General features: G+C 39.3%; 15 protein-coding genes. 9 read left to right on the top strand and 6 right to left on the bottom strand.

What is annotated here, in order from left to right; all coding sequences use genetic code 11:
• Window positions 1-3: 3 nt before the first annotated feature.
• Genes DO88_RS13990 through DO88_RS13975 form a run of 4 tightly spaced genes read left to right on the top strand, consistent with a single transcriptional unit; the run spans window position 4 to window position 3,528 of the window.
• On the top strand, window positions 4-678 hold the full coding sequence (locus tag DO88_RS13990) for a response regulator transcription factor (protein WP_007375447.1): 675 nt from the start codon (window positions 4-6) through the stop codon (window positions 676-678).
• The gene (locus tag DO88_RS13985) at window positions 672-2,009 is read left to right on the top strand and encodes an ATP-binding protein (RefSeq protein ID WP_007375448.1); all 1,338 of its coding nucleotides are present in this window, start codon (window positions 672-674) and stop codon (window positions 2,007-2,009) included. Before DO88_RS13990 ends, DO88_RS13985 begins: the two co-directional genes overlap by 7 nt.
• Entirely contained in the window at window positions 1,996-2,406 is a 411-nt protein-coding gene (locus tag DO88_RS13980; protein WP_007375449.1) for a hypothetical protein, read from the top strand. The genes DO88_RS13985 and DO88_RS13980 overlap by 14 nt, the downstream gene beginning before the upstream one ends.
• Window positions 2,407-2,445: 39 nt before the next feature.
• A complete protein-coding gene (locus DO88_RS13975; RefSeq protein ID WP_007375450.1) occupies window positions 2,446-3,528 on the top strand; it encodes a flavin monoamine oxidase family protein in 1,083 nt (360 codons plus the stop codon).
• A 44-nt stretch (window positions 3,529-3,572) separates the two neighbouring features.
• Here DO88_RS13975 and DO88_RS13970 read toward each other — a convergent pair whose 3' ends face one another.
• Window positions 3,573-4,610 (bottom strand): AI-2E family transporter, encoded by a 1,038-nt coding sequence (locus tag DO88_RS13970; RefSeq protein ID WP_033038313.1) that lies wholly within the window; start codon window positions 4,608-4,610, stop codon window positions 3,573-3,575.
• Window positions 4,611-4,780: 170 nt separating this feature from the next.
• Here DO88_RS13970 and DO88_RS13965 point away from each other — a divergent pair, with 170 nt between their 5' ends.
• On the top strand, window positions 4,781-5,671 hold the full coding sequence (locus tag DO88_RS13965) for a TIGR01777 family oxidoreductase (RefSeq protein ID WP_008138320.1): 891 nt from the start codon (window positions 4,781-4,783) through the stop codon (window positions 5,669-5,671).
• 186 nt (window positions 5,672-5,857) lie between these two features.
• Here the strand turns inward: DO88_RS13965 and DO88_RS13960 are convergent, their stop codons facing one another.
• The gene (locus DO88_RS13960) at window positions 5,858-8,410 is read right to left on the bottom strand and encodes a glycoside hydrolase family 3 protein (RefSeq protein ID WP_007375453.1); all 2,553 of its coding nucleotides are present in this window, start codon (window positions 8,408-8,410) and stop codon (window positions 5,858-5,860) included.
• Window positions 8,410-9,684 carry a sugar MFS transporter gene (locus tag DO88_RS13955; protein WP_007375454.1) on the bottom strand — a complete coding sequence of 425 codons (1,275 nt, stop codon included), beginning with the start codon at window positions 9,682-9,684 and terminating at the stop codon, window positions 8,410-8,412. The genes DO88_RS13960 and DO88_RS13955 overlap by 1 nt, the downstream gene beginning before the upstream one ends.
• Before the next feature lie 258 nt (window positions 9,685-9,942).
• Here DO88_RS13955 and DO88_RS13950 point away from each other — a divergent pair, with 258 nt between their 5' ends.
• The 3 genes from DO88_RS13950 (at window position 9,943) to DO88_RS13940 (ending at window position 13,934) form a co-directional block, all read left to right on the top strand.
• Window positions 9,943-11,271, top strand: coding sequence for a GH1 family beta-glucosidase (locus tag DO88_RS13950; protein ID WP_033038314.1), 1,329 nt, complete (start codon window positions 9,943-9,945; stop codon window positions 11,269-11,271).
• Between the two features lie 46 nt (window positions 11,272-11,317).
• Complete coding sequence (locus tag DO88_RS13945; RefSeq protein WP_033038316.1) at window positions 11,318-12,646, top strand: glycoside-pentoside-hexuronide (GPH):cation symporter; 1,329 nt, start codon at window positions 11,318-11,320, stop codon at window positions 12,644-12,646.
• Between the two features lie 283 nt (window positions 12,647-12,929).
• Entirely contained in the window at window positions 12,930-13,934 is a 1,005-nt protein-coding gene (locus DO88_RS13940; RefSeq protein ID WP_007375458.1) for a LacI family DNA-binding transcriptional regulator, read from the top strand.
• Between the two features lie 64 nt (window positions 13,935-13,998).
• On the opposite strand, the gene DO88_RS13935 is transcribed toward DO88_RS13940, so the two are convergent.
• Together DO88_RS13935 and DO88_RS13930 are read right to left on the bottom strand one after the other, a co-directional pair.
• On the bottom strand, window positions 13,999-14,667 hold the full coding sequence (locus DO88_RS13935) for a DUF2987 domain-containing protein (RefSeq protein ID WP_033038317.1): 669 nt from the start codon (window positions 14,665-14,667) through the stop codon (window positions 13,999-14,001).
• A complete protein-coding gene (locus DO88_RS13930; protein WP_007375460.1) occupies window positions 14,660-15,466 on the bottom strand; it encodes a glucosaminidase domain-containing protein in 807 nt (268 codons plus the stop codon). Before DO88_RS13930 ends, DO88_RS13935 begins: the two co-directional genes overlap by 8 nt.
• Window positions 15,467-15,714: 248 nt before the next feature.
• Here DO88_RS13930 and DO88_RS13925 point away from each other — a divergent pair, with 248 nt between their 5' ends.
• Window positions 15,715-17,007: an anti-phage deoxyguanosine triphosphatase gene (locus DO88_RS13925; protein ID WP_033028768.1), complete on the top strand. Its 1,293-nt coding sequence runs from the start codon at window positions 15,715-15,717 to the stop codon at window positions 17,005-17,007.
• An 88-nt stretch (window positions 17,008-17,095) separates the two neighbouring features.
• Here DO88_RS13925 and DO88_RS13920 read toward each other — a convergent pair whose 3' ends face one another.
• Window positions 17,096-19,252 (bottom strand): prolyl oligopeptidase family serine peptidase, encoded by a 2,157-nt coding sequence (locus tag DO88_RS13920; protein WP_033038319.1) that lies wholly within the window; start codon window positions 19,250-19,252, stop codon window positions 17,096-17,098.
• Between the last annotated feature and the right edge of the window lie 86 nt (window positions 19,253-19,338).

Raw genomic sequence — 19,338 nt, forward strand, 5'->3', positions numbered from 1 at the left:
CCGATGCGAATTTTAGTTATAGAAGACGATTTACATTTAGCAGATAACCTACGTAATGCTTTAGAAAAAGAACGTTACAGCGTGGATTTATGCCACGATGGTGAAGCAGGTCTTTTCCATATTACTGAATATCCGCTTGATATGGCCGTTGTTGATTTAGGTTTACCTAAAATAGACGGTATCGAATTGATTAATAAAGCACGTGCACAAGGTATTACTATCCCTATTCTAATTTTAACAGCGCGTGATCGCTGGCAGGACAAAGTAGAAGGTTTAGATGCTGGCGCAGACGATTATCTTACAAAACCATTTCACGTTGAAGAGCTTATTGCACGTTGTAATGCATTAATTCGTCGCAGTGCCGGTAAGGCAAACCCAGAAATGACAGCAGGCCCAATCAAAATCCATACACGCTCGCAGCAAGTTTGGGTTGATGATAAAGAGCTCAGCCTAACCGCTTACGAATATAAAGTACTTGAATATTTAATGGTAAACCCGCAAAAAGTAATCTCAAAATCAGAATTGACTGAGCACATTTACGATCAAGATTTTGACCTTGATTCAAATGTTATCGAAGTATTTGTACTGCGTTTACGCAAGAAACTTGACCCTGAAGGTGTATTAAACCCAGTAGAGACACTACGTGGGCGCGGTTACAGGCTTAAAAGTCAGTGGTAATACCGCAAATATCGTTAAAAATAAGGCAAGGATTTATCCTTGTCTTTGTTTTGTTAGTCGCACTCCCAATCCTGTTTTATTCAATTGGCAAAGCGTATTACGCTTCACTTGTTGATGCGACAGAAAAAACTCTCGAAGCACAGCTATACTCGCTTATATCTGAAGTCGACTTTACTGAGCATGGCATTATTATGCCAAGTACAATTTTAGCGCCTGAGTTAAATAGACTAAACTCCGATACCTACGCAATGATCTATCGTGACGATGAACCCATTTGGCATTCTGAATCAGCAGTTAATGTTAATTTTGTACCTCAACAAGTAGAAACAAAAGCAGGTGCAGCGGACTTTAGACGAGTTGAATATAAAAACACTGCGTACTGGCAACTTAGCCTTACTGTTATTTTAAACAACATAGATCAATCAGAACAGGCACGCTTCATATTAGTTAAACGTAACGATGCCCTACTGCGTTTAATGGACGGTTTTAAGCAAACACTTGTTGATTGGATGTTTATAATGGGCATTGCAATCGCAGGTCTTATGGCGGTTGGTTTTATTTGGAGTGCACGGCCACTGCAACGACTTGATAAAGAAATAAAAGCGATCGAGTCTGGCGATATCCAAGAAATTAAAGGGTTATACCCCATTGAGTTGCAAACTATTAAGTCCGATTTAAACTTACTCCTTGATTCTCAACAACGTCAGAAAGAGCGCTACAGAGCCTCATTGAGCGACCTTGCACACGCGCTTAAAACACCACTAGCTGTTTTGAAATCAAGCCCGCTGGCTAATGATGCAGATGCACAAGAGCAGCTTGACCGTATTAATGTGATGATCGAGCACCAATTAAAACGCGCAGCAACCGGTGCCTCTGATACTTGGAAGAAACAAACGCCAATTAAGCCAGTTCTCGATTCTATTTTAAGTGCTATGGCAAAAGTGTATCGTGATAAAGATATTATTTTTAGTTGCACAGTAACAGATAAAGACTACTTTTTAGGTGATCAAACCGATTTAATGGAACTATTGGGTAATTTAATTGATAACGCCTGTAAAGCATGTCGTTCACAAGTCGAAATACAAGTAGCCCAAAGTAAAACTCTGTGTATTGGTATTAGCGATGATGGTCCTGGTGTACCAGAAGACAAACGCGAGTCTTTACTCACTCGTGGTACACGCCTAGATACATATGAAAGCGGACACGGTGTGGGTATGGCAATTGTATCTGATTTAGTTAAGTCGTATCACGGTACTCTCACTATCACTAAAGCTGATAACTTGGGCGGTGCTCAATTTATTTTAGAGTTTAATTATAATGATAAAAAGTAATAATTTATTAAGGCTAACTGCAATTGTACTGTTAGTAATTAGCCAATACAGTTTTGCTGATGAAGCGTGTACTTTAGTAAAAAAAGCAACCACGGATGAAGCTAAGCGTTATATACAATGTCTAGATACACAAATAAATAAAGCAAAACTAGTGCAAGGCAGTTGGATACAAAAGCGTAAATACGAACTCACTACATCACAAGAAAGTACAGGTAATACCCAAATACTTCCATTATTTATGCGCAGCATTAGTAATAATGAAAAATACATAGAAAGCGCTTGCCAATGGCGTTATTTATTAAAACTCCCTAATGCAACAACTGCGGCTATTAGTTATAAAATCTGTGAAATCCAACTTATCAACCAATTTACTGATGCACTTAAAAAACCATTTTAAAACAAGCAATCTACTAATCGATTGCTTATAGGTAATAAAATGATTAAACCTGTAATTATTATAGGTGGCGGGCTGGCGGGCTTATACAGTGCGTATCAGTTGCAACTACTTAATGCCCCATATTTATTATTAGAAGCTAAATCGCAATTAGGTGGCAGAATTTATTCGGCGCAATCACCAATAAATAGTGGTGTTAGTTTTGATTTGGGCCCTACATGGATATTTCCTCACCAGCCAAAAATTCAAGCGCTAATCAAGTCACTCAACTTAAGTCTATTTGAGCAATACACCAAAGGCGATGTGTTATACCAATCGCCACATTCAGAGCAACCACAACAAATTGCAGGCGCTGGAGAGATGCAATTATTTAGGCTCAAACACGGTATGAATACCTTAATAACTGCATTGTATGAGCAACTTAATCCAGATTTTGTATTGTTAAACCACAATGTCACTGAGCTTAAAAAGAGCGGTGATAGCTGGCAAATTACAGTGAATCATTTAGGTAATATAAAACACTTCAATACGAATAAACTAATGTCAGCAATTCCTGCACGCATGGTGACAGCCCATTTAACACCTGAACAATGGGCTACTCCAACACTCATAAGCCGCCTCAACAGCGTACCGACATGGATGGCAGGACAAGCCAAGTTTATAGCTACTTTTGAACATGCATTTTGGCGTGATAATAACTTATCAGGACAATGCTTTAGCAGTGTCGGCCCTATGGTCGAAATTCACGATGCCAGTGCTGAAGATGATAATTACGCCGCATTATTTGGTTTTATAGGTGTGCCCTACTTATCACGAAGCGAAGTAACTAAAGAGCAGTTAATTCAAGCCTGTGTCCAGCAGCTTAGCTACTTTTATGGTCAGGATGCAAAAAAGGCAACAGGGTACTTTATTAAAGACTGGGCAGAGGATGAACTTGTAGCCAATGAGGACGACCGTACTCAGTCTTCACAACACCCTGAATTTAATTTTTCAGGCTTGGGTGAGCAGCTAAGTAACCTAAATATTCATTTTGTAGCGAGTGAATTTGCAAAACAAGAAGCAGGATACTTAGAGGGTGCAATAAATGCAGTTGACGAAGCTATTAATTCAATAATTAGTCTTTAGCAATCAAGAGCTGTAATTTATCCAGCCCTTGATAGTTACAGCGACTAGTTATTTTTGGCGGCGTCTTCACCACTGCCCAATAAAGTGGCAACCCACTTACCTTCGGCACTGGCTTCTAAGCCTATTTTTACAATCATAGTTAATGGCACAGATAAAAGCATACCTACAGTGCCTAGTAACCAACCCCAAAATATTAATGATAAAAACACCACTAATGTTGAAAGACCCAGCCCTTTACCTAAAAATTTAGGTTCTACAATATTGCCCATTACCGTATTTATCGTTAAGTACCCTGCAGCAACAAGTCCTGCCACTAATGGGCCTTGAGTAATAAGGGCAAGTAATACCGCAGGTACAGCTGCGATAATTGATCCAATATTAGGAATGTAATTAAACATAAACGCTAATACTCCCCACAGTACAAAATAATCGATATCTAAAATCCATAAATAAAATGCAGCGATTATACCAGTGGCTAAACTCACTAATGTTTTAATAGCAAGATAGGAGTTTATCGATTCTAAAAAGCGGTCTATTTGTTTCATTTTACTATCGGGATCATCAAGGGCCATGTGTATTTTATTACTCAGCATCGGCCCTTCAAACAACATAAACACAACCGTTAAAATAATTAAAAACATGTTGGCCATTACCCCACCTAAACCAGTGAGCATATCCGTGGCTACATCGACCATTTTTCCTGGATCGAACATATTGATTAACTGTTCTTTATTAATCAATATGTTGTATTGAGATGCTAAATCGACCAGCCATACAAACTCTTCTTTAAGCTGTGTTTTATATTCAGGAAGCTGCTGCGAAAAATCGTTTATGGACTGCCCAACAAGCCCACCTAAGCTTACGCCTAAACCAACAATAATTAGTACCACTAACATAACAGCAATACCTTTGGGAATTCGATATCGCGCGAAAAACTTAATAAATGGATTACAAATAATGGCAATAAACGCCGCTAGAATAAATGGAATAATAATTACACTTGCTGATTTTATACCCGCAAGTATAACGACCAAGGCAGCAAAAACTATTAAACTTTTATTCACTCCAGTTAAATTTGCCAACTCACTAATCCTTTTATTAATTATATTGCCCCAGTGTAAGGCAAAAGCTAATGAAATGAAATAATTACCAAGTGATCATAAAAGTATGCTTTACGTATAAATTTGCAAAGCTGTTTGCTAGCGAGTATGTTTTTTAATCACTTGCTACTATTTTATTGTAAGGATTAATAATGCATATATTTGTTACTGGCGCGACCGGATTAATTGGTAAGCACTTATGCCCTTTTTTACTTCACCATAATACGGTTACTGTGCTTAGCCGAAACCCGACTAAAGCAAACGTATTATTGGGCCATAAAGTTAAAGCCGTAAGCAATGTTAATTCAGTGGATTTTAACAGCGTTGATATTGTTATTAATCTAGCTGGCGAACCGATTGTTAATAAACGTTGGAGTGACAAACAAAAACACATAATACGAGACAGCCGTATTGGTGTTACACAGCAAATTAGTGAAGCAATTAAAGCCAGTAACACTCCCCCACATACTTTTATATCAGGTAGTGCCGTTGGTTTTTATGGTCGACAAAATAGTAACCCTATTGATGAAACTTTTGAAAACCCACACGACGAATTTAGCCACCAGCTTTGTAAAGAGTGGGAAAATGCAGCTTTACTCGCGCAATCAGAACAAACCAGAGTGTGCCTTTTACGAACGGGTATTGTTTTAGCTAAAAAAGGTGGGGCATTAGGTAAAATGCTACCCGCTTTTAAATTATGCTTAGGCGGCCCGATTGGTAACGGAGAGCAAGGTATGTCGTGGATACACATTGACGATATGATTCAGCTAATACTCTTTATAATTAAGCATCCAGAAATTTCAGGCCCAGTTAACGCAACAGCACCAAACCCGGTCAGTAATGCCGAGTTTAGTAAAAGCTTAGGGAATGCATTGTCGCGGCCTGCATTTATCGCTATGCCAACCGCAGTACTTAAACTGCTAATGGGTGAAATGTCAGATTTATTAACCACTGGGCAATTTGTTATCCCACGTAAGGCCCAAGCTCATAATTATCGCTTTCATCACCCTGATATTAAATCAGCCCTAGAAAGTTTGACTTAGTCATTATAAATAAACTGCGCCAAAATTAAGCTAGATTTTGTATCTAGTTGTTCTAAATTAACAACGTTTAAGAATTATTTAATTCGTTAAATTACTCAAGTATTTATGCAGGTTAGTATTAATCCTCTACATAAAAAAAGCCCTTCATTTGAAGGGCTTTGGTAAACACACAATAGAGTTAATAAACTACTTACAAGAGAGCGTAGCCTCGCCTGCCATATTTGGCAAAAACTGAATATTAGCTACAGAAATTGATGTTTTACCATTACTGCGTAAGCTAAATGGGCTTGTTAGGTTTGCAAAGTTAACACCCTTATCAGCAAAACAACCTAAATCGATTGATACTGACTGCCATTTATTTTCAATAGCTTTGTCCACTACGTTTGCTAAATCAATGCTTGCACCACATTCACCTGAGCAAGTCATAGCAAGTGCTATATCGCTCGTTAGTACTTCGTTTAATTTAATATCAAAGCTAATCACACTGTTTGCTTCAACGTAGGCAATGGTATCTTCTGCAAAGCTTGTTACTATTTCAGCACTGGCTTTTTCTGCACCACTGAAGTTAAATTGGCGCGCGTCTTCTTGTACTATTTTGTCCTCAGTTCGGTATTTAATTGCACCAAATTCATGGGTACTACTCGATACATCTAAAAGCTCATCGCCCGATTTTAACAATAAGCGCCATGGTGCTACAGGTGCACCAACAAGTATATCCATACTCGTAAGCCCTGAGTTATCAAGTTTAGAGTCTTCATCAAGGTCGTCAGCTAGCACGTTTTTATCGCCATACGTTAAACCAAAACCATAAGGAAGTAATGGTTCGTAATTTTCATCGCCTTTATTAACCGCAGTTTGTACCGCCGATTTAGGCCAAGAAAACGATAGCTTACCTTTAAAGTTATTTTGGATGGTGCCGTCTGCCGCTTTTAATAAAACATCAGCAATACCTGCACCTTCTGTACCAGGTAACCATGCAGCCACAAACGCATCAGATGCGTTAAGCTCGCTGTTAACCCACATAGGTCGACCTGATATAAACACCGATACAACAGGAATACCTTGCTCTTTTAGCGAGCTTAAAAGTGCTAATGACTTTTTATTTCCGCGCTCAAACTCAAGGTTATCTTTATCGCCGTGCCCTTCTGCGTAAGGTTCTTCACCAAATACAACAATGGCAACATCAGGACGTTGTTCAAACGTACCATCAGCACTTAAAGTAACACTTCCACCTGCTGCAGATATTTGCTCTTCAAGCCCTTTGTAAATTGACGTTGCTCCAGGGAAGTCTGCATTTTTATTATTAGTCCCTTGCCACGTAATACTCCACCCACCCGACTGTTTACCTATGTTATCGGCACCATCACCTGCAACAAGTACGCGTTGATTAGCTGCGATAGGTAATAGGTTATTTTTATTTTTAAGTAATACAAGCGACTCGCGCACAGCTTGACGTGCTACTTCGCGATGCGCTTGCGCGCCAATAAGCTCTGTTTTACCCGAGTAAAGACGCTTAGCCGGACTTGGTTTATCAAATAACCCAGCGCGTAACTTAACGCGTAAAATACGTGCAACCGCATCATCAATGCGGCTCATACTTATTTTACCTGCATTTACTTGTGCAATTGTATTTTCATATAGCGGCTTCCACGCGCCTGTTGGCACCATAAAAATATCAAGGCCAGCATTTACCGCTTCTGGGCAGCTTTCGTTAGTACAGCCTTTAATTTGCCCATGGCCGTTCCAATCACCCACTACAAAACCATCAAAACCCATACGTGTTTTTAATACATCTGTAAGTAAGTATTTATTGCCGTGATTTTTAACGCCATTCCAGCTATTAAAAGACGCCATAACAGATTGACTACCCGCCGACAAACCACCTACGTAACCTTGGGCATGAATATCAAATAGCGACTGCTCGCTGTCTATATTATTTCCCTGATCATCCCCATCAACAGTGCCGCCATCGCCAATAAAGTGCTTAACCGTGCTAATAACGCGCTTATCACTTAAAAAGTCGCCATCGGCTTTACCTTGCAATCCATTTACAATCGCTGCTGAGTAATCGTGAACAATTTTTGGATCCTCAGAATAGCCTTCGTACGTTCTGCCCCATCGGTCGTCTCGTACTACTGCTACAGTGGGTGCAAATACCCAATCTATCCCCGTAGCCATTACTTCTACTGCGGTAATAGACGCTATTTGCTCTATTAAATCTGGGTTATTAGCCGCGCCTAAACCAATATTATGTGGAAAAAGTGTCGCGCCAATTACGTTATTATGACCATGTACTGCATCGGTGCCCCACATAGTTGGAATTTTGCTGCCATCCACAGAGTCATCAATAGATGCTTGATACATTTTTTCTGCAAGTGCAACCCAATCCTCTGGCGTTGCATGCTTATCGCCATTAGGAAAAGCACCACCGCCATTAAGGTAAGAGCCAAAACCATATTTGCGCATGTCTTCAACGGTAATATCACGGATTTCTGGTTGAATCATTTGCGCTACTTTTTGCTCAAGCGTCATATTTTCTAAAAACGTGACAATTTGAGCTTCAATAGCAGGGTCTTTTTTTACTGCAATTGAAAGCTTTGGCCAAATTTTCTCTAGCTTTGATTGCGCTTCAACATTTACTTTTTCAACATTGCTTTCGTTAGTACATCCGCTTAGTGCAGTAACACTTCCTACTAACGTTGCAATTGCTAATGCATTAAGTTTAAAAGTCGTTTTCATTATGATGGCTCCTTCACTAATACTGTTTTGCTGCCTCGTAGGCCGTAAAAAACAATGAATATGTAACATAAAATAGGTAAAACATACGAAAGTTGAACACCCACACTATCAGCAAGCGCACCTTGTAAAAGTGGCACTATTGCACCACCTACAATCGCCAAACACAAAATACCAGAGCCTTGAGCGGTATGCTTACCAAGTCCATTTAACGCTAAACTAAAAATAGTTGGGAACATAATAGAATTGAATAAACCAACCAATAGTATTGACCACATTGCTAATTGACCCGACGTGCTCATGGCAATAATGACTAAGATAATAGCCATGGTTGCGTTAAAGCCAAGTACTTTACCTGCGGGTAGTTTTTGCATTACAGCAGCACCAATAAAACGCCCAACCATAGCACCACCAAAATAATAAGTGATGTAATGAGCTGCAACATTTTCTTTTAGCCCTGCTATATTTTCTTGTGCTAAAAAGCTTACTAAAAAGCTACCAATTGCCACTTCTGCGCCAACATACATAAATATACCCACAGCACCTAATACAAGATGGCGATACTGCCAAGCACTGCCTTCAATTGCCTCTGATTTTTCGGCTTCTGCTTTTTGCTCGCTCATAATGTCTGGCAATTTAAGCCATGCAAAAATACCAGCTAGTAAAATAAGCATTGCAGCTAAAAGGAGGTAAGGAAGTTGAACTGATTCTGCATTTTGAGCCGGTGTTAAAAAGGCATCTGACGCTGAGTCCAGAATTAACAGTGCTCCAAATGATGGCGCAACTGTAGTGCCTAACGCGTTAAAAGCTTGAGTAAGCGTTAAACGAGAAGACGCTGTTTTTGCAGAACCCAACAAACTTACATAAGGATTAGCAGATACTTGTAATAACGTTATGCCACTGGCAAGTACAAATAAAGCGAATAAAAATACAGGATAACTATGTAAAGACGCTGCTGGGTAAAATAAGACACACCCTACTGCCGCAATTAAAAGCCCAACCACGATTCCTTTTTTATAACCAAGCTTTTTAACAATGTGTCCACTAGGGAGTGACATTAAAAAGTAAGCGCCAAAAAAGCAAAACTGCACAAGCATTGCTTGTACATACGTTAAATCGAAAACCGCTTTTAAATGCGGAATCAAAATATCATTTAAGCAGGTAATAAAACCCCACATAAAAAACAGTGAAGTTAAAGATGTAAGTGCAAAACCATAGTTTTTATCTTGGTGGTTTTGCGACTGTGTGTGTGATGTCAGTGGTGCTGAACTAGCCATGTGCTCTCCGCAATTTATTATTATAAATTGATCTTCAGTAAGTAATTAATACAAACCCCGCTAAGGCGCAGTATTTAAGAGTTGACCTGAAGATTAATTAACATTAATCTAAAAATGTAAGCGCTTTCACGGCTAATTAAATACGAACATGTTACATATTTCAACAACTTTTATTTTTAATAATGTTTTGTACCCGCTGAAAGTCAGTAAAAATAAGCGCTAAGCGTGCAATTAAGTTCTCAAAAAGGTTTGTAACCAATGACAAAAATATCATTACCATTTAATTCACCTCTATTAACAAAAGACTTTGTTTATGGTGTAGCTACAGCATCATTTCAGATAGAGGGCGGATATGAGCATCGCTTACCGTGTATTTGGGATACCTTTTGTAGTACTGCAGGTAAAATTGCTGACAATTCACATGGTCATATTGCCTGCGATCATTACAATAATTGGCAACAAGACATAGATTTAATAGAGTCTCTAGGTGTTGATGCTTACAGGCTTTCTATTTCATGGCCTCGCGTGATGACCCAAGACGCAAAGTTAAATCCTGTTGGCGTGAAGTTTTATACTGATATTTTAGATGAGCTAAAACGTCGCAATATTAAAGCCTTTGTTACTTTGTACCACTGGGATTTACCGCAACACCTTGAAGATGAAGGCGGTTGGCTTAACAGACAAACAGCTTACGCTTTTGAACATTACGTAAATTTAATTACCAAAGCCTTTGGCGATCGCGTTCACTCTTATGCCACATTGAATGAACCATTTTGTAGTGCGTTTTTAGGTTACGAAATTGGTATTCATGCCCCAGGTAAAGTGGGTAAAGAATATGGCCGTAAAGCAGCGCACCATTTATTATTAGCCCACGGACTCGCTATGAGCGTATTAAAGAAAAACTCGCCTAATACATTAAATGGCATAGTGCTTAACTTTACGCCGTGTTATAGCCTTACTCAAAGTGATGAAGACTTAAAAGCCACTGCATTTGCAGACGACTATCTTAATCAGTGGTATATAAAACCAATAATTGATGCCCAATATCCTGATATAATTAATCAATTACCATTGAACCATCAGCCTGAAATTCTTGAGGGCGATATGGAACTAATTTCTCAATCTATTGATTACTTAGGTATTAATTTTTATACCCGCCAAGTTTATAAAGCGCACCCTACTGACATTTATGAGCCTATTGCACCTACAGGCCCGCTAACTGATATGGGGTGGGAAATTTACCCGCAATCGTTCACTGACTTGCTCGTATCGCTTAATAAAACATACACCTTACCGCCTATTTATATAACCGAAAATGGTGCAGCAATGCCCGATACGTATAATAATGGTGAAGTTAACGACTTAGACCGTTTAAGTTATTATAATACTCATTTAAACGCGGTTCATAATGCAATTGAACAAGGTGTTGTTATACATGGCTACTTTGCTTGGAGCCTAATGGATAACTTTGAATGGGCAGAAGGCTATTTAAAACGTTTTGGTATTGTGTATGTAGATTATAAAACCCAGCAACGCACTATTAAAAACAGTGGCTTAGCTTATAAAGAACTCATCTCTAAAAGATAAGAGCATACCCATAACTAAAAACAAGTATAAAGCGGGATAAATAATCATGGTCAGTGTAAAAGAAAAAATAGCGTATGGCTTAGGCGACACCGCCAGTAATATTATTTTTCAAACAGTTATGATGTTTTTAATGCTGTACTACACAGACGTAGTGGGTTTATCACCCGCTGTTGTCGGTACTATGTTTTTAGCAGTACGTATTTTTGATGCCGTAACCGACCCATTAATGGGCAACCTTGCTGACAAAACACATACGCGCTGGGGGCACTTTCGCCCCTACCTACTTTGGCTTTCGCTTCCTTTTGCCATTATTAGTATTTTAGCGTTTACTACGCCTGATTTAGAAGGCACCGATAAAATAATTTACGCCTTTACTACTTACACACTTCTTATGGTGGCTTACACCGCTATCAATATTCCTTATTGTGCACTGGGCGGTGTACTTACAGCAGATGTAAAAGAGCGCGTAACTATTCAGTCTTATCGGTTTGTATTTGGTATGTTAGGCGGCGTAATAGTAGCGGGTTGTACTATGCCAATGGTTGAGTACTTTGGCCAAGGCGATGCAGCTAAGGGCTATCAATACACCATGACTGCAATGAGCATTTTAGGCTTTGTACTGTTTTTACTTTGTTTTTTAGGCACAAAAGAGCGTATACAACAGCCAAAAGAGCAAAACATTCCTTTTGCCCAAAGTATTAAAGCATTAATTAAAAACGATCAATGGCGAACGCTTTGCTTAGCGGCGTTCTTTTTACTTACCGGTCAAGTATTAAGGCTTACGCTTGCTGTTTACTACGTAAAATACTATTTAGGCCGAGACGATTTAATCACCTTATTTATGACACTAGGCGTTGCAGCAAGCATGCTAGGGTGTGCTTTAGCTCAACCACTTGCAAAGCGCTTTTGTAAAATAAAAGCCTATATAAGCTTACAAGTTATTGCTGCCGCTATTTGTGGTTTTAGCTACTTTATTAGTAAAGATCAATTAGTACTCGCATTTACTGCCTTTATTTTATGGAAATTCTTTTTAGATATGGCAACCCCGTTGTTGTGGGCAAAAATGGCCGACACCATAGATTATGGGCATGAAAAAACAGGTGTACGCATTACGGGTTTAGTTTATTCAGGCGTTATATTTTTTATTAAAATGGGCGTGGCGGTAGGCGGCGCAATTGCAGGCTGGTTATTATCTTTTTACAGTTATCAGGCCGATGCAGTACAAACGCTTGATACTCAACACGGTATTTTACTTTCATTTACTGTCTTACCTGCTTTTGGATCTTTATTTGTTGCCTACATAATGAAAAAATATACACTGACTAATCAGGTTGTTGAAAATATTCAATCTAAACTAACAACTAGGGTCTGTTGATCTTTCAAGGTTAAATTTGCAGCAGTCTGTTTGGTATTTAGGCAAGGCAGAGCCTATGTAGTGTGGTTATTCCCCATAAATGGGCGATAACGTAGCATTAATGCCAAACAGGCGCTGCCCAAAGGGTTCTTCCTAGGGGCTATTTACTCTTTGTTGCTCGGTTTTTACTTAGCCCACTAGGTTACAAACCTCGCGCCGCGATTAAATAGCCCCTAGTTTGAACAAATTTTAATCCGCAAAGATCAACAGACCCTAGTTAAGGATAAGCGAGTGAACAAATAACATGGCAACAATTTATCAAGTTTCAGAGCTTGCGGGCGTATCGTTAGCCACCGTTTCTCGCGTGATGAACAAAAATACCCGTGTAAGCGATAAAACCAAACAAAAAGTGCTTGATGCCATGGAGCAGCTTGGCTACAAGCCTAACTCAATAGCGCAATCTTTAGCCTCTAACTGTACTAACAGTGTCGGTATTTTAGTGTCTGAGTTACATGGTCCTTTCTTTGCCCAAATGATGGCAGGTATTGAGTCGGAGCTTCGTGCTGCGGGTAAACACGTTATTATTACCACCGGGCACAGTGAAGAAGACAAAGAACAAGAAGGCATTGAGTTTTTAATTAGCAGACGCTGCGATGCTATTATTTTGCACGTTGAAGCCGTTTCAGACGACTACCTAATAAAACTAAGTAAAGGCTCTACGCCCGTTTATTTAATGAGCCGTTACGTAGAGCAATTAAAAGATAACTGTATCAGTTTAGATAATCAATTAGGTGGCTACCTAGCCACTAAATCGATATTAAATCAAGGCCATACACAAATAGCGTACATTGCAGGTCCGCAGTTTAAAGCCGATGCTTTTAACCGCTTAGAGGGTCATAAACAAGCACTCACAGAGGCTGGTATTAAATTTGATCCTGCGCTTTATTACATTGGCGATTTTAACGAAACCGGTGGTAGTGAAGGCTTAAAACATTTTATTGATGAAAAGCTCAGCTTTACTGCACTAGTGTGCGCCAATGACGAAATGGCTTCCGGTGCTATGAAATATGCTCGAGAGCACGGTTATAATTTACCAAACGATTTATCGATTGTTGGATTTGATAACGTTATTTTTGCAAACTATCTGTACCCTACACTCACGACCATAGATAATCCGGTCGGGAAAATGGGCGAAATGGCCGCTAAATTAGTGCTTAAAGATGTTTATCAAAATAAAAACCTTGTTATAAATCGCTTTTTTGAACCCACTTTAATGCAGCGCGATTCATCTGCACCACTTATTAAATAAAGACTAAAAGCAAATACTAATTTTGGTACAAAAAAAGCGGCTAAATGCCGCTTTTGTATGTGAGCTACTTAACAATCCAAGGCGTTACTTTAATAACCTGCGATATATCACCAAGTGCTGCGGTATCATCTTCCCAGCTATCTTTAACTGCAAAGTAACACACTGACTTTTCACACGTTATGCTCTTATCATCAAATTGCATTGGGCTTTTAAATGTAACTGCTACGCCCTTTTGTTCTGGTAATAAAAACCACATTAATTTACTTACAAAAAAGCCCGACAGATCAGTTAACAGCTCATCAAGTTCTTCGTTAATGGCATATAACGACTGCTTTGAAAGCGCTAAACCTTCAAGTTCATTTGCTTCTATTTGTAACTTTAATTGGCAATCATGTTCAGGGTTTTGTGGCTGAACAACAATCACCGCTTTATCGCTATCAAGTTGTTTATCGAACGGTAATAGTAGCTGTGCTTTATCGGTAAAGTTGAGCGGATACTCGTTTTTTTCGGTTAAAATAGTACCGCTTTTTATTGCGCACGCTTCGTTAGTTGCTATATCACTTATATAAAAGTTAACTCGCGCATATTGAAAATCGCCTTTGTTAACTACCTTTAAGCGATCGTAAAAACCGTCGTACGACATCACAAACTCTCTCGCATTGGCGTTAAATACCGTCGTACTAAGCAACAACAACGAGATAACACTCACGCAATTTAGAATACGTTTATTCATCAAAGTAAGCTCTATTTTGGTTGATCATAGTGTTCAATTCTTCAATGTACGCTTCACCACGTTCAGAATATGACATTAAACCCTGCGTTAGTTTTGTCGCCTTGATCTGCTTTTGTTCAAGGCGTAAATTTTCGCGAATCGCGCGTAAATCTTTATAAGCAGGATGCGTGTTGATATTTTTAAAGTAAGAATTTATAGCCGCTCTTACCGACTTAAACGCAGCCACTTCATGCACAGCACCTGTATTACGGCGTCTTGGCACCATGCCACAACCTTTTGAATAACACCACTGACCAAAAAAGTTAAGGCCAATACGTGCAAAACGCGATGTGCCCCACGCAGATTCATTCGCTGCTTGCATAAGCGCTAATTCTTTAGGAATTATATCAACACGACGTAGTGCTTGTGTAAGTATTAGCGTATCAATCGTGGTTGGTAAGCCGTACGACTTTAAAATTTTAACAATATCTTTGCTTTGTTTAGATTGCAGTGGCTCGTTATCCTCAAGCATCATGCGTGCTATTTCAAGCTTAGCGCGTTGCTGTAGTATTTTTTTATTTTCGGCTTCAACGTGCGGACGAATAAAGCTAAAAAATGCATGTTTTTTTTCTTTAACATCACTAAATTCTGAAAACTTTGGCAGTTTTACATTATGTAATGGTTTTTCTTTTTTCTTCACTTTTTTTGGTTGTTCTGACGTTTGTTCTTCCGATTCAACATCGTCACTTTGTATAAACGGATATGCAAGCGCCCATACAAAAAACACGGTTAGTAAAAGCTTAAAAATCGTTTTTAACATGTATTCTCTCTTTGAAACAACAACTATGCATGGTTTATACACAAGCATACGAAGGCGCATTATACCTAAGCCACTTTATAAACGCGAATAACTGGGGTTTGATGACCTTTTACGGTTGAATTTTCAGCAGTGTATTTGGGTTTTAGATAAAACAGAGCCTATGTAGTGCATTTGTTCATTCGCAATTTATAAGTGCATGGGTATACTGAGCAAAGTTTAATAATATTAACTATGTGTGAGTAAGCAGTATGGATAAACAATGGCAAAGCCGAATAATAGAGCAATATAAACATCGTCCTAACGATAACCGCTCGCCGTGGCAGGTCGATCGTTCGCGTATTATTCATGCCGCTGCATTTAGGCGTTTGCAAGCTAAAACTCAAATTATGGGCATTGGCCTAAACGACTTTTACCGCACTCGCCTTACCCACTCTTTAGAAGTATCGCAAATTGGTACCGGCATATTGCGCCATTTAAAAGCGCAACATAGCGACTTTACGCACTTTCCATCAACTGGACTGCTCGAAACACTGTGTTTGGCGCACGATATTGGTCATCCACCTTTTGGCCATGGTGGCGAAATAGCGCTAAATTACATGATGCGCGATCACGGTGGTTTTGAAGGTAACGCACAAACACTGCGCATAGTTGCAAAACTTGAGCCCTACAGTAATGGGCACGGCATGAACCTAACTCGTCGTACTTTATTAGGTTTTATAAAATACCCCGCGTTTATTAATACGCTTTGGCATACCATTCCCGATGCCACAACCGGTCGTGCATTTATAAAAGCGGATGATTGGCGACCTGCCAAAGGGTTATACAACGACGATGCAGCCATATTCAATTGGATAGTAGAACCACTGAGTCAAAACGATAAAACATTGTTAGGTAACCATGGCGCTATTGATAAGTACCGCGCTAAAACAACGTATAAATCGCTCGACAGCGCCATAATGGAACATGCCGACGATATAGCATACGCCGTACACGACTTAGAAGATGCCATTGCAACCCACGTACTCACATTAGACGATTGGCAAACCCATGCTCTGCCCCATTTAAAAGCACTAAACTTTGACTGGCTAAACGACATGCTTGAATCGCTGACCCAGCGCTTGTTTTCAAAAAATGATTATGAGCGAAAAGATGCCATAGGTGAGCTGGTTAATACCTTTATTATTCATATACATTTGGATATTCAAAACGATGACTTTGAATGCCCTATTTTAAAGTATACCGCTAAATTAGATGCCCAATACGACAGTGTATTGCAAATACTTAAGCATTTTGTGTTTCAACGTTTAATACGCGACCCCGAAATGCAGCAAATAGAATTTAAAGGTCAAAACTTACTTATAGAGTTATTTACCGCGTTTGCTAGCGATCCGCTGCGTTTATTGCCCGAAACAACACAAGCACAATACATAGAAGCGCAAAAGCAAAACCAAGGTATGCGTATAATTTGCGATTACTTAAGCGGAATGACCGACGAGTACGCTTATAAAACGTATCAACGATTGTTTTCACCTATGCAATAGCTAACTGCTAACTACTAACAAACATTAAAAAGGCCGAGTAAATTTAATTTACTCGGCCTTTTTAGTTTTTATATTTAGTTGGAACGTTTTATAAAGATTTTACGCCCATGTTGTACAACGTAAAACCAAATATATCAGCGTACTGCTCAATTGTTTTACTCGTTGGTGTACCTGCACCATGCCCCGCATTGGTTTCTATGCGAATAAGCGTTGGGTTATTACCTGTTTGCTTTGCTTGAAGCTCAGCTGCAAACTTAAACGAATGCGAAGGAACAACACGGTCATCATGATCGCCAGTTGTGATCATAGTAGCTGGATACTCAACACCTGCTTTTACATTATGAAGTGGTGAATAACCTTTAATGTATTCAAACATTTCTTTGCTTTGCTCACTGGTACCGTAGTCGTATGCCCAACCAGCGCCCGCAGTAAATGTATGGTAGCGCAGCATATCAAGTACGCCTACAGCAGGAAGAGCCACCTGAAATAAGTCTGGGCGCTGCGTCATTACGGCGCCAACCAATAAGCCACCGTTAGATCCACCGCGAAGTGCTAAGCGTTTTTTAGAGGTGTACTTTTTATCTTTTAAGTACTCAGCCGCGGCTATAAAGTCGTCAAACACATTTTGCTTTTGCAATTTAGTGCCTGCATTATGCCAGTCTTTACCGTACTCACCGCCACCGCGAATATTAGCAACGGCGTATACACCACCTTGCTCAAGCCATACTGCATTAACGGGGCTAAAGCTTGGCGTTAAACTAATATTAAAACCACCGTAACCGTATAAAATTGTAGGGTTTGAACCATCAAGCTTAATGCCTGTTTTATAGGTAATTACCATCGGTATTTTAGTACCGTCTTTTGATGTGTAAAACACCTGCTCAGACGTGTAATCATCACTATTAAAATCAATAGCCGACTTACGATAAACACCCGATTCACCCGTAGTTACGTCAAACGTATAAGTAGTACCTGGTGTTTTGTAGTTAGTGAACGAATAATAAAGCGTTGTTTGATCTTTTTTACCGCCAAAACCACGTGCTGTACCCACGCCTGGCAATGTAATTTCGCGAATTAGCTCGCCTTTTTTGTTGTACTGTTTTACCTGCGAAATCGCATCAACCATGTAGTTTGCAAAAAAGGTATCGCCGCCTTTTGTAAGGTTTAGTACGTTTTTGGTTTCAGGAATTAAATCAACCCAATTTTCTGGGCTTGGGTTGCTTGCATCAACTGTCACTACTTTTTTGTTTGGTGCATTAAGGTTAGTAACTAAAAATAGCTTGCTGCCTTCGTTATCAATCACTGATGTATCTGAATCAGTATTTCCAACAACCGTTACAAACTCACTGTTTTGCTTTGTTAAGTCTTTTATAAACAGCTTATTACCTGAGGTTGACGTACTAGCTGAAATAAGTAAGTAGCGGCCGTCATGAGTTACATCAGCGCCTACATAGCGATGTTTCTGCTCATCAGTTTCACCAAATACAACACTATCAGCAGACTGAGCAGTACCTAGCTTATGGTAATACGCTTTATGCTGATCTGTTTTAGCCGAAAGCTCACTGCCTTTAGGTTTCTCGTAACTTGAATAATAAAAACCTTCGTTGCCAAGCCACTCTATGCCACTAAACTTAACATCAACAAGTGCTTCTTCAACTTGCTCTTTAGTATGTGCATCAATAACTATAATTTTACGCCAGTCGCTACCACCTTCAGATATTTGATATGCGAGCAACGAGCCATCTTTGGAAAACGATAAACCCGACATAGACGTCGTACCATCGTCACTAAACTTGTTTGGATCTAAAAATACTTCAACGTTGCCGCCCTCTTTACTGCGGTACAAAACATATTGATTTTGCAGGCCATCGTTTTTATAAAAATAGGTGTAATCGCCTTCAGTAAAAGGAGCGCCTATTTTTTCGTAATTCATTAGTTTTTCAAGGCGCTGCTTTAACTTATCGCGATAAGGTATTTGTTCTAAATAAGAAAACGTTAAATTGTTTTGCGTTTTAACCCAATCGGCAGTTTCTCTGCTCATATCATCTTCAAGCCAACGATATGGATCCGTCACCGATTCTTCAAAGTAAGTGTCTACCACTTCACCTTTTTTAGTCTCTGGGTACACAATTGTATTTACTTGTTTCATTGATACTTTTACTTCTTCTTGAGTTACTGTATTAGTTGGCTCTGAACAACCGCTAAGTGCCATAAGTACAGCACATGTTAAAGTTTGCTTAAACATGGTGAGTTCGGTTCTTATTTATTATTAATAGCATAAGAAGTTATTAACTTTTAATCCTTTTGTCTATTAAGATGCGTTCAATGCTA

This window comes from Pseudoalteromonas sp. S3431 (assembly GCF_000690035.1).
GTDB lineage: Bacteria > Pseudomonadota > Gammaproteobacteria > Enterobacterales > Alteromonadaceae > Pseudoalteromonas > Pseudoalteromonas fuliginea.

What these genes read in the sequence shown, in the direction of transcription:
- DO88_RS13965 (WP_008138320.1), top strand. Translation starts at nt 4,781, where the DNA reads ATGCATATATTTGTTACTGGCGCGACCGGATTAATTGGTAAGCACTTA.
- DO88_RS13925 (WP_033028768.1), top strand. Translation starts at nt 15,715, where the DNA reads ATGGATAAACAATGGCAAAGCCGAATAATAGAGCAATATAAACATCGT.
- DO88_RS13930 (WP_007375460.1), bottom strand. Translation starts at nt 15,466, where the DNA reads ATGTTAAAAACGATTTTTAAGCTTTTACTAACCGTGTTTTTTGTATGG.
- DO88_RS13935 (WP_033038317.1), bottom strand. Translation starts at nt 14,667, where the DNA reads ATGAATAAACGTATTCTAAATTGCGTGAGTGTTATCTCGTTGTTGTTG.
- DO88_RS13950 (WP_033038314.1), top strand. Translation starts at nt 9,943, where the DNA reads ATGACAAAAATATCATTACCATTTAATTCACCTCTATTAACAAAAGAC.
- DO88_RS13955 (WP_007375454.1), bottom strand. Translation starts at nt 9,684, where the DNA reads ATGGCTAGTTCAGCACCACTGACATCACACACACAGTCGCAAAACCAC.
- DO88_RS13990 (WP_007375447.1), top strand. Translation starts at nt 4, where the DNA reads ATGCGAATTTTAGTTATAGAAGACGATTTACATTTAGCAGATAACCTA.
- DO88_RS13980 (WP_007375449.1), top strand. Translation starts at nt 1,996, where the DNA reads ATGATAAAAAGTAATAATTTATTAAGGCTAACTGCAATTGTACTGTTA.
- DO88_RS13940 (WP_007375458.1), top strand. Translation starts at nt 12,930, where the DNA reads ATGGCAACAATTTATCAAGTTTCAGAGCTTGCGGGCGTATCGTTAGCC.
- DO88_RS13920 (WP_033038319.1), bottom strand. Translation starts at nt 19,252, where the DNA reads ATGTTTAAGCAAACTTTAACATGTGCTGTACTTATGGCACTTAGCGGT.
- DO88_RS13975 (WP_007375450.1), top strand. Translation starts at nt 2,446, where the DNA reads ATGATTAAACCTGTAATTATTATAGGTGGCGGGCTGGCGGGCTTATAC.
- DO88_RS13945 (WP_033038316.1), top strand. Translation starts at nt 11,318, where the DNA reads ATGGTCAGTGTAAAAGAAAAAATAGCGTATGGCTTAGGCGACACCGCC.
- DO88_RS13960 (WP_007375453.1), bottom strand. Translation starts at nt 8,410, where the DNA reads ATGAAAACGACTTTTAAACTTAATGCATTAGCAATTGCAACGTTAGTA.